This window comes from Streptomyces sp. Ru72, assembly GCF_002920635.1.
Lineage (GTDB): Bacteria > Actinomycetota > Actinomycetes > Streptomycetales > Streptomycetaceae > Streptomyces.
Window position 1 is genome coordinate 23,616 of sequence record NZ_PQSR01000100.1, and the last position, 6,511, is coordinate 30,126.

Annotated in this window: 7 protein-coding genes; 4 read left to right on the top strand and 3 right to left on the bottom strand. The window is 71.3% G+C overall.

Translation table 11 applies throughout. The features are described from left to right. Positions 1–253: 253 nt before the first annotated feature. Together C3488_RS31980 and C3488_RS31985 are read left to right on the top strand one after the other, a co-directional pair. Positions 254–1,777, top strand: a complete 1,524-nt coding sequence (locus C3488_RS31980; protein WP_103844379.1) for a TldD/PmbA family protein — start codon at positions 254–256, stop codon at positions 1,775–1,777. A gap of 112 nt (positions 1,778–1,889) precedes the next feature. After that, positions 1,890–3,284, top strand: a complete 1,395-nt coding sequence (locus tag C3488_RS31985; protein WP_103844380.1) for a TldD/PmbA family protein — start codon at positions 1,890–1,892, stop codon at positions 3,282–3,284. Positions 3,285–3,348: 64 nt separating this feature from the next. On the opposite strand, the gene C3488_RS31990 is transcribed toward C3488_RS31985, so the two are convergent. After that, positions 3,349–3,624 carry a GlsB/YeaQ/YmgE family stress response membrane protein gene (locus C3488_RS31990; protein ID WP_103844381.1) on the bottom strand — a complete coding sequence of 92 codons (276 nt, stop codon included), beginning with the start codon at positions 3,622–3,624 and terminating at the stop codon, positions 3,349–3,351. A gap of 265 nt (positions 3,625–3,889) precedes the next feature. Between C3488_RS31990 and C3488_RS31995 the strand changes: the two genes are divergently transcribed. Further along, entirely contained in the window at positions 3,890–4,285 is a 396-nt protein-coding gene (locus tag C3488_RS31995; RefSeq protein ID WP_103844382.1) for a DUF3099 domain-containing protein, read from the top strand. Positions 4,286–4,497: 212 nt separating this feature from the next. Beyond that, positions 4,498–4,716, top strand: coding sequence for a hypothetical protein (locus C3488_RS32000; protein ID WP_103844383.1), 219 nt, complete (start codon positions 4,498–4,500; stop codon positions 4,714–4,716). Positions 4,717–4,730: 14 nt separating this feature from the next. On the opposite strand, the gene moaA is transcribed toward C3488_RS32000, so the two are convergent. Beyond that, entirely contained in the window at positions 4,731–5,720 is a 990-nt protein-coding gene (gene moaA / locus C3488_RS32005; RefSeq protein ID WP_103844384.1) for a GTP 3',8-cyclase MoaA, read from the bottom strand. Positions 5,721–5,890: 170 nt separating this feature from the next. Continuing rightward, the coding region (locus C3488_RS32010) for a cation acetate symporter (RefSeq protein WP_374955471.1) at positions 5,891–6,511 on the bottom strand (621 nt) is incomplete at its 5' end.

Consider the following 6,511-nt stretch of genomic DNA (forward strand, 5'->3'; position numbering starts at 1 on the left):
CCCTTTCGTTAGCGGTCTGGAACCCCTGCAGGACAGGCGCCTACGTCGAGAACCTATCGGTCCGCCCGGCCGCGCGGACAATCGGGCACCGACAGTGGCGTAGGGGACTCACTGTCGGGTCCCTACAGAAGCGTCCCGCCATGGGGACGGTTCCGGACAGCCGGGCCCGGCCACCGGACGCAAAGGTGTGGTCCCTGTGCCCGCCCGCGCGACATGATCGGACCCGACAGGCCACGACAGCAGGGAGACCTCCGTGCCTCATTCCATCGACGAAGCCTTCACGGCACTGCCGCTGCGGGCCCTGGCCGACGCCGCGCTGGCACGCGCGCGGTCGCTCGGGGCCGAGCACGCGGACTTCCGGCTCGAGCGGGTGCGCAGCGCCGCCTGGCGCCTCAGGGACGGCAAGCCCGCCGGGTCCTCGGACACGACCGACCTGGGGTACGCGGTGCGGGTCGTGCACGGCGGGACCTGGGGATTCGCCTCGGGCGTCGATCTGACCCAGGACGCCGCCGCCAGGGTCGCGTCGCAGGCCGTGGCGATGGCGAAGCTGTCGGCGCAGGTGATCAGGGCGGCGGGTTCGCAGGAGCGCGTCGAGCTGGCCGACGAGCCGGTGCACGCGGAGAAGACCTGGATCTCGTCGTACGAGATCGATCCCTTCACCGTGCCCGACGAGGAGAAGACGGGTCTGCTGGCCGAGTGGAGCGGGCGGCTGCTCGCGGCCGACGGGGTCAACCACGTCGACGCCTCACTGCTGACCGTCCACGAGAACAAGTTCTACGCGGACACGGCGGGGACCGTGACCACCCAGCAGCGCGTGCGGGTGCATCCGCAGCTGACCGCCGTGTCGGTGGACGAGTCCACGGGAGAGTTCGACTCCATGCGCACCCTCGCGCCGCCGGTCGGGCGCGGGTGGGAGTACCTGACGGGCACCGGCTGGGACTGGGACGCGGAGCTGGAGCAGATTCCGGGGCTGCTCGCCGAGAAGATGCGCGCGCCGAGCGTCGAGGCAGGGGTGTACGACCTGGTCGTCGACCCGTCCAACCTGTGGCTGACCATCCACGAGTCCATCGGGCACGCCACCGAACTGGACCGGGCCCTCGGCTACGAGGCCGCGTACGCCGGCACCTCCTTCGCCACCTTCGACCAGCTCGGCAAGCTCAGGTACGGCTCCGAGCTGATGAACGTCACCGGCGACCGCACCGCCGAGCACGGGCTCGCGACGATCGGGTACGACGACGAGGGCGTGGCGGCCCAGTCCTGGGACCTGGTCAAGGACGGGACGCTGGTCGGCTACCAGCTGGACCGGCGCATCGCGAGGCTCACCGGCTTCGAGCGGTCCAACGGGTGCGCGTACGCCGACTCCCCCGCGCACGTGCCGGTGCAGCGCATGGCCAACGTGTCGCTGCAGCCGGACCCGGCCGGGCTGTCGACGGAGGACCTCATCGGGGGTGTGGACCGGGGCGTCTACGTCGTCGGGGACCGCTCCTGGTCCATCGACATGCAGCGCTACAACTTCCAGTTCACCGGGCAGCGGTTCTTCAGGATCGAGAACGGGCGGATCACCGGTCAGCTGCGGGATGTCGCCTACCAGGCCACCACGACGGACTTCTGGGGCTCCATGGCGGCCGTCGGCGGCCCCCAGACGTACGTCCTCGGCGGCGCCTTCAACTGCGGCAAGGCCCAGCCGGGCCAGGTCGCGTCCGTCTCGCACGGCTGCCCATCGGCTCTCTTCAGGGGGGTCAACATCCTCAACACCACGCAGGAGGCCGGTCGATGAGTGTCAGCTGCGCAGAAGGCCGGCCGATGAGCATCACCTACGGCATCGGCCGGGGGCCCGGGAGTCGTCCCCCGGGGAAGCACAGTCTCAACACCACGCAGGAGGCCGGTCGATGAGCGCCCGTACGAACAAGCCGCACGAGATCGTCGAGCGTGCCCTCGAGCTGTCCCGCGCGGACGGGTGTGTCGTCATCGCCGACGAGCACTCCACCGCCAATCTGCGGTGGGCGGGCAACGCGCTGACCACGAACGGTGTCACGCGCGGGCGCACCCTCACCGTCGTCGCGACGGTCGACGGCAAGGAGGGCACGGCCTCCGGGGTCGTCTCCCGCTCGGCGGTCACCGCGGACGAGCTGGAGCCCCTGGTCCGGGCCGCGGAGGCCGCCGCGCGCGGCGCCGGGCCGGCCGAGGACGCGCAGCCGCTGGTCACGGGCGTGGCCGAGTCGCCGGACTTCACGGACGCGCCCGTCGAGACCTCCTCCGCCGTCTTCGCGGACTTCGCGCCGGCGCTCGGCGAGTCGTTCGCCCGAGCCCGTGCGGGCGGGCGCGAGCTGTACGGCTTCGCCAACCACGAGCTCGTGTCCACGTACCTGGGTACGTCGACCGGGCTGCGCCTGCGCCACGACCAGCCCAACGGCACGCTGGAGCTGAACGCGAAGTCCCCGGACCGTACGCGTTCGGCGTGGGCGGGGCGCTCGACCCGCGACTTCAAGGACGTCGACCCGGCCGCGCTGGACGCGGAGCTGGCCCAGCGGCTGGCGTGGGCGGAGCGCAGGATCGATCTGCCCGCGGGCCGCTACGAGACGCTGCTGCCCCCGACGGCGGTCGCGGACCTGCTGATCTACCAGCTGTGGTCGGCGTCGGCCCGGGACGCGGCCGAGGGCCGTACGGTCTTCAGCAAGCCCGGCGGCGGCACCCGCATCGGCGAGAGGCTCTCCGAGCTGCCGCTGACCCTGCGCAGCGATCCGAAGGAGCCCGGTCTGGAGACTCCGCCCTTCGTGGTCGCGCACGCCTCCGGCGACGACATGTCGGTGTTCGACAACGGGCTGCCGGTGCAGGCCACGGAGTGGATCGGCGACGGCGAGCTGAAGCACCTGACGACCACCCGGCACACCGCGGCCCTGACCGGTCTGCCGCTCGCGCCCGCGATCGGGAACCTGGTCCTGGAGGGGGGTTCCGACCGCTCCCTGGAGGAGATGGTCGCCGACACGGAGCGCGGGCTGCTGCTGACCTGCCTGTGGTACATCCGGGAGGTCGATCCGGCGACCCTGCTGCTCACCGGCCTGACCCGGGACGGCGTCTACCTGGTGGAGAACGGCGAGGTCGTCGGGGAGGTCAACAACTTCCGGTTCAACGAGTCCCCCGTCGACCTGCTGGGCCGCGCCGCCGAGGCGGGCCGCACGGAGAAGACCCTGCCGCGCGAATGGAGCGACTGGTTCACCCGGGCCGCGATGCCGCCGCTGCGGGTGCCGGACTTCAACATGAGCTCGGTCAGCCAGGGCGTGTGACCCCCTGGGCCACGCAGAGCAGCAAGGGGCGGTCCCGTCATGGGGCCGCCCCTTCGCCGTACCGTCATGCCCGCTGTCTGCCGCCCCTGCGGGTCATGTACGCCATCTCCCCGACGAAGACGAGGAGGACCGCCGCGGCGAGCTGGAGGCCGTGGCGGCCCCAGTCGATGCCCGGGGTGGCGGCGATGCCGATGGCGCGGGCGACGGCGTTCCCGACGAGGCCGCCGATCGTGCCCAGGAGGGTGGTGAGCCACAGCGGGCTGTGCTGCCTGCCGGGCAGGATGAGCTTGGCCAGCAGGCCCAGCACGAATCCGACGATGATCGCCCACAACCAGCCCATGGCTGCCTCCTCGACTCCTCGCACGGTTGTACGGCTCGACGTGAGACGTGAGCAGTACGCCCAGTCTCGGACCGCCCGCCGTACGGCGCACGCCGGGATCACCCGTACGCGGGGTGCGCGGCACGTTCGCGCAGGCAGGAGGCGCCCCGGTCTCGATGGCGCGCGGGGCGCGGCGTAACGTGGTGACTGTTCGGGCTCGGGTCCTGACCGGCTACGCGGCAGGCACGGGCCGGGGAGAGTCCGGGACAGGCGGTGGTGCGGTGTGATGCGGAAGCGGAGCGGCGGCGGCAACGCCCAGGTGTTCCGGATCACGGGCGCCCGGCAGGGGCTCGAGGCAGACGTGCGCGGCCGGCAGCGCCGCTATGTCGTGTCGATGAGCATCCGTACGGTATCGGTGATCCTCGCGGCCACCCTGTGGAACGTGGAGCGGCCCGTCGCGATCATCGCGCTGGTGCTCGGCGCTGTGCTGCCCTACATCGCCGTGGTCATCGCGAACGCCGGACGCGAGAACGCGCCGTCGCTGCCGTCGACGTTCGTCAACGTCCCGGTGCGTCCGATGATCGCGCCGCCGGCGGCGGACACCTCGAAGGAATCCGGCCAGGACGACGCTCCGGCGCAGCCCGCGGCCGGAGTCCCGGGCGAACCACGCGAGCGGACCTGACCACGACGGATGCCGGCAAGCGGAATCGCACCCCGCACCAAGCTCAGGAAAAGCTCAGATCAATCATGTTGTTCCAGTGCCGGGTACTGGGTTACCCGTGACATACTTCGTACGCGCTCCGCATCCCCCGTCGGAGCGACAGACCGACGCCGGGCAGCTCCCCCCGTGGCTGCTCGGCGTCGCCTTGTTTGCCGTGGCTGTGAGACGAAGCTGTGACTGACGAAACCCCGATCTGCTCCGCCAAGGGCTGCCGTGCCGACGCCGTGTGGGTGCTGGCGTGGAACAACCCGAAGATCCACACGCCGGAGCGCCGCAAGACGTGGCTGGCGTGCGAGGAGCACCGGGAGCACCTGTCGCAGTTCCTCGGTGTGCGGGGGTTTCTGAAGGACGTCGTCGAGCTGGAGGACTGGGAAGCGCCCGAAGGCGCCTGAGACCCCAGCAGGTCCTAACCCCCGATCGCCGACATCGGCCGGTCCGGCTGGACGAACGACGGGTCGTCCAGGCCCGCGCCCGCCTTCTTGCCCCACATCGCGAGCCGCCAGATGCGGGCGATCTCCTCGTCCGGAGCGCCGGAGCGGAGTGCGCCGCGCAGGTCGGTCTCCTCGGTGGCGAACAGGCAGGTGCGTATCTGGCCGTCGGCCGTCAGGCGGGTGCGGTCGCAGGCCGCACAGAACGGGCGGGTCACAGAGGCGATGACGCCCACCCGGTGCGGACCGCCGTCGACCAGCCAGCGTTCGGCCGGGGCCGAGCCGCGCTCGTCGGCGCGCTCGGGGGTCAGCTCGAAGCGGGTGCGCAGCGAGGCGAGGATGTCCCCGGCGGTGACCATGCCCTCGCGCTTCCAGCCGTGCTGGGCGTCCAGTGGCATCTGCTCGATGAAGCGCAGCTCGTAGTCGTGCTCGATGGCCCAGGCGAGCAGGTCCGGGGCCTCGTCGGCGTTCAGGCCCGGCATCAGGACCGCGTTGACCTTGACCGGGGTCAGGCCGGCCTCCCGGGCGGCCGTCAGGCCGTGGAGGACGTCCTTGTGGCGGTCCCTGCGGGTGAGGGTCTTGAAGACGTCCGGGCGCAGGGTGTCCAGCGAGACGTTCACGCGGTCCAGGCCCGCCGCCTTCAGGGCCGTCGCCGTGCGTGAGAGGCCGATGCCGTTGGTGGTGAGGGACATCTGGGGGCGGGGCCGAAGGGCCGCGACCCGCTCCACGATGCCGACCAGACCGGGGCGCAGCAGCGGCTCGCCGCCGGTGAAGCGGACCTCCTCGATGCCCAGTGAGGTGACCGCGATGTCGATCAGGCGGACGATCTCGTCGTCCGTGAGCAGGTCTGGCTTGGCCAGCCACTGCAGGCCCTCCTCGGGCATGCAGTACGTACAGCGCAGATTGCACCGGTCGGTCAGCGAGACCCTGAGATCGGTGGCCACCCGGCCGTAGGTGTCGATGAGCACGTGGGCCCCCTCCCTCGTCGCGGATCACACATTCTCCGTCACCCGCACCATCACCTGCGAGCCTACGTGACGCCGCTGACAACGACACCGGCCCGTCGCACGAGGGACGACGCGGCCGCGTCGCAGGACCCTGCGATCCTGACGACGCGGCCGTCGGCGAGAAGCGGTTCTCAGTGCGCCCCGGTGCCGGTCAGCGACCGCACCTCCAGTTCGGCGTACTTGCCGGCGTCGGGCTCCTCCTTCGACAGGAGGGTGCCCAGCCAGCCCAGCAGGAAGCCGACCGGGATGGAGATGATGCCGGGGTTCTCCAGCGGGAACCAGTGGAAGTCGACGTCCGGGAACATCGACGTCGGCTTGCCCGAGACCACCGGCGAGAACAGGACCAGGCCGACGGCGGTGACCAGGCCGCCGTAGATCGACCACAGGGCGCCGGAGGTGGTGAACCGCTTCCAGAACAGGCTGTAGAGGATCGTCGGCAGGTTGGCGGAGGCGGCGACCGCGAAGGCCAGGGCGACCAGGCCGGCGACGTTCAGGTCACGGGCCAGGGCGCCGAGGACGATGGAGACGGCACCGATGCCGACCGTCGCCCAGCGGGCCGCGTTCACCTCCTGCTTCTCGGTGGCGGTGCCCTTCTTGATGACGTTGGCGTAGATGTCGTGCGCGAACGACGAGGAGGACGCCAGGGTCAGTCCGGCCACGACCGCGAGGATGGTGGCGAAGGCGACCGCGGAGATGGTGGCCAGCAGGATCGCGCCCCAGTTGGAGCCCACCCCGCCCAGGTGCAGGGCGAG

Coding starts and splice junctions, on each gene's coding strand:
- C3488_RS31985 (WP_103844380.1), top strand. CDS start 1,890: ATGAGCGCCCGTACGAACAAGCCGCACGAGATCGTCGAGCGTGCCCTC.
- C3488_RS31990 (WP_103844381.1), bottom strand. CDS start 3,624: ATGGGCTGGTTGTGGGCGATCATCGTCGGATTCGTGCTGGGCCTGCTG.
- C3488_RS31995 (WP_103844382.1), top strand. CDS start 3,890: ATGCGGAAGCGGAGCGGCGGCGGCAACGCCCAGGTGTTCCGGATCACG.